At 64.6% G+C, this 2,965-nt stretch carries 2 protein-coding genes; one reads left to right on the forward strand and one right to left on the reverse strand.

Annotated features, from left to right (window positions below; translation table 11 throughout):
- Window positions 1-645: 645 nt before the first annotated feature.
- Complete coding sequence (locus tag ABD330_RS32105; protein WP_344469843.1) at window positions 646-1,683, forward strand: lipase family protein; 1,038 nt, start codon at window positions 646-648, stop codon at window positions 1,681-1,683.
- A 581-nt stretch (window positions 1,684-2,264) separates the two neighbouring features.
- Here the strand turns inward: ABD330_RS32105 and ABD330_RS32110 are convergent.
- Window positions 2,265-2,675: a nuclear transport factor 2 family protein gene (locus ABD330_RS32110; RefSeq protein WP_344469844.1), complete on the reverse strand. Its 411-nt coding sequence runs from the start codon at window positions 2,673-2,675 to the stop codon at window positions 2,265-2,267.
- Window positions 2,676-2,965 lie beyond the last annotated feature (290 nt).

The raw sequence follows: 2,965 nt of genomic DNA on the forward strand, positions 1-2,965 counted from the left end.
CAGCAGCCTCGGCTACCGCAGTCCCGCCGAGTACGAGAGCGTCCTCGCGGTCTGACCACCACACCGATGGTGTCCGTCAAAGCGGAGCAAGCTCACACGAGCTCCCGGACTGGGAAGCGTTCAGCGAGGACAACCCCGGGCACACCGCGCGGTTCGTGCGGCCCCTCCCCGACACCTGGGCGGCCATCGGCTGAAGGTGACCTGTGACATCGAACCTGGACCGCTTGCCATCGAAGTCGGACCAACGTCATTTCGTGACAGCGAAGATGGACCGCCGCAGGCCAGGAGGCCGGAAGCCGACAGCAATGGAGTGGCTCAGGTGCATGACGGCTGGCAGCAGTCAGCAGCGCCGGGCCATCCGGCCAGGCGCCGGCGTCTGGCGTGCTCCCGTGTCCTGGAAGCACGAGTTCGCACATACCGGTAACTTGGGCCGTAGCGTCGCCGTACCGTGTGGTGGTGAGCGCCACTGTCCCTGATAGCAATGTCCGAAATGGACTGGATGCGGTTGTCACTCTGGTTCCCGGCACGTGGGCTGGCAAGGCGGCTTGGATACGAGCGGACAGCCGCCTGAGCAGAGCCTTGACAACGGCCGGATGCAAGGCTGTGCCCTTTGAGTGGTCGCACAGCAACTGTTATCGAGCCCGGATGCGGGCCGCCGTGCGGCTCGCCGACCAGATCCAGGGTCAGATCAAGGAAAACCCGGACGCGCGGCAGTGGGTAGTGGCACACAGTCACGGCGGGAACGTCGCGCTGCACGCCGTCAGGCTCCTGCGGGAGACCTGCGCCGACGCGCCCCGGGTCTCGACGGTGACGTTGGCGACGCCGTTCATCCACGCCCGCCGGCGGTCCATCTCGGGCTGGTCAGTTTTCGTGCAAGCCTTGTTCGGCGCCATGGTAATTGCATGGGCCACCGTGACGCTGATGGGAGGTCACTGGCGCGATTGGTCTTTTTGCGTCAGTGCCCTGGTCGCGGGTGAAGCACTACTGTGCATTGGCGGCGGGGGCATGCACCGGGGGTTCCTGCAGCGCGGCAATCTCTTCAGCTGGCTAAGGAAAAGAATCACCGCGAACCCCGTGGGCTGGCTGTACGACGTCATTGATGCCGTCTCGCGCGGCGACTTCATCCGTCCGGGCTATCGGAGTCGGATAGTCGCCTCCGTGCACTCGCCGAAGGTCGAACCGGAGGACGACGTGATTGTGTTCCGGGCCGCTGCCGACGAAGCGTCGCTCGGCCTCGCTGCGGGACAGTTCCTAGGTTGGATCAGCGCGCTACTGAACCCATTGCTGACCAACGTATGGGTTTGGTGTGGCATCATCCTCACAACCCGGGTCTCGTTCCTGGTCGCACCTATGATCCACCGTCCGAGCCTCATCTCCAGCATCGTGAACTATGTGTTTTTGATGCCTGGGTTGGTGGCTGTGGCCGCCGTTTCGGTAATGCTGGCCGCTGCGGTTCCCTTCGGTTGGGACGGCCCCTTTCTATCTATTTTCGCCTCCTGTTCAGCGGAGGCGACCCCACCGGGACGGGCCACCGTCGTGCAGCTGGAGCCCTTTGTCGAAGCAGGGAGCAAAGGGCTAGCGCACTCCCGCCTGTACCGGAGTGAGCCGAGCATCAATATGATCGTGACGATCATCTGCGGGCCCTCGCCAGTCGAGGGTGGTGGAGCCACTCCGGTCGCTTGAGGGTTGGACTCGCTCCGTGGACCAATGGGGGCGCCCTGAGCCACGGACACCAAGTCGCAGGCGTGTGGTGCCGTGCTGTTCCTGCGGAACGGCCCTCTTCCCAGGGCTTCGGCGTAGTTGGCTGACGCCCGGTTCGTGGTGATCTGTTGGCTGATGGGTGCCCTGGAGGCAGGCCGGCTGGCTGCTCACCCAGCGCGGCCTGGGCCCGTGGGCCAGGGTCTACCGCACCCCCGAGGACGGCAAGCGCGTGTGCGTCCAGCTCTGCGTGCCCGGCTGCGAATCTGTGGTTTGTTGTCACTGGGGGATCGGCTGGTGTCACCAGCCCCTGCTGACGGTGGCGTATGGGGGGCGGGGGAGCGCTGGGTGTCACCGAAGTGCGGATGTGTAGTGACATCAGGAGACTTCACGCAGTGACATCTTGATGCAGATCCCTGAGCGGGCAGTCAGCTCAGTGTCAAATGGTGTTGGGTGTAGTTCCTTCGAAGGGAAGGGGTGCGATCACCCAGCCGAGCGACAGCCCTTGATCATCGAGGTTGTGGCCGATGCGCTGGGTGGGCTCCCGGCAAGGGGCTGCGCCCGATTCACTTCGTCCGCCCGCCCAACGGCACCCGCCGTGCGACGACCTTGCGGTAACTGATGCGCCAACCCTGGCCGGTGAGCACAACGGTGTCTTCATAGGTCACGCTGCCGCTCGTGCCGTCCCTATTGATTCCGATGCCCTTGGAACGGGCATGCACGTGGCCCTCGCCTCCCTCCGTGAGGACGATGTTCGTCACGTGATGACCCACGGGATTCGCGTCACCCAAGGTGACAGCCGCCGCTCGGACGGCCTCCACGCCGGTCAGCGGCTCCTGGCCGAAGTCTGTGACGTCGTAGACGACATCGTCGGTGAACACCTCACCCAGCCGGTCCAACTCTCCCTCGTCGCACAGGTGACCGTGCATCGAGATCAACTCGGAGATGACGGCGCGGTCCTCGATGTTCAGTGCCATGGAAATCCTCACGGGCTGCTGGAGAAACTCAGCCGGGTTCTGGAGAGCGTCATTCTGCGGCCGACGGCCTGGCCAAGGGACAGCAGGACCATCGGCCACATCGTGCCCCGACGTTACGAGCCGACCCCCACCACGCGCAGCCACATCGGCAAACCTCCGGCTCGCAGCGTCCCTGCAAACGAGCCACACCCAATGAGGCAGTTCCATCCTGAAAACTGCAGGTCACGGAGGCTGGCGTGGTACAGAGCTGGGGCACTCGGGCTGGTCGGGAACCTGATCGTTAGCAGGAG

This window comes from Kitasatospora kazusensis, assembly GCF_039529945.1.
In the GTDB taxonomy this organism is placed as follows: Bacteria; Actinomycetota; Actinomycetes; order Streptomycetales; family Streptomycetaceae; genus Kitasatospora; species Kitasatospora kazusensis.

Coding starts and splice junctions, on each gene's coding strand:
- ABD330_RS32110 (WP_344469844.1), bottom strand. CDS start 2,675: ATGGCACTGAACATCGAGGACCGCGCCGTCATCTCCGAGTTGATCTCG.
- ABD330_RS32105 (WP_344469843.1), top strand. CDS start 646: ATGCGGGCCGCCGTGCGGCTCGCCGACCAGATCCAGGGTCAGATCAAG.